This is a genomic window from Streptomyces sp. SID12501 (assembly GCF_010550245.1).
Taxonomy (GTDB): domain Bacteria; phylum Actinomycetota; class Actinomycetes; order Streptomycetales; family Streptomycetaceae; genus Streptomyces.
In genome coordinates this window covers 1-497 of the sequence record NZ_JAAGLU010000470.1, presented here as the reverse complement: position 1 = coordinate 497, position 497 = coordinate 1, and the positions used below count along the sequence as shown (strand labels likewise).

Sequence of the window (497 nt, the reverse complement as noted above, 5' to 3'; positions counted from 1 at the left end):
TCTGATGGGGTCTTGTATCCGAGCCCGGAGTGGAGGCGTTGGCGGTTGTAGAACATCTCGATGTAGCGGACGATCGCACGCTGGGCGTGCGCGTGCGTCGGGAACGCAGTGCGGTGAACGAGTTCGTTCTTGAGGGCGCCGAAGAATGATTCGGCCATCGCGGTGTCCCAGCAGACGCCGGTACGCCCGGATGATCGGCGGAGTCCGAACTGTTCCAGCGTCACCGCGAACTCGGCGGACATGTAGTTCGATCCGCGATCGGAGTGGAATATCGCGCCGGCAGCGAGTTTCCTGTTCCGCGCCGCGTTGCGGATGGCCTGAGATATGAGAGGGGTTTGGTAGTGGTCGTCCATCGCGTAGCCGATGACTTCCTTCGTGCAGCAGTCGATGACGGTCGCGAGATAAAGCCAGCCTTCTCCGGTTTTGATATAGGTTATGTCGCCGACGAGTTTCTCGCCGGGCGCGTCGGCGTTGAAGTTCCGGCCGACGAGGTCCGG

The 497-nt window shown here is 61.6% G+C and carries 1 protein-coding gene; it reads right to left on the bottom strand.

The window, feature by feature from the left end; translation table 11 throughout:
* Nucleotides 1-497 (bottom strand): IS3 family transposase (locus G3I71_RS46825; RefSeq protein ID WP_164325043.1); only part of this gene is annotated, 497 nt, incomplete at both ends.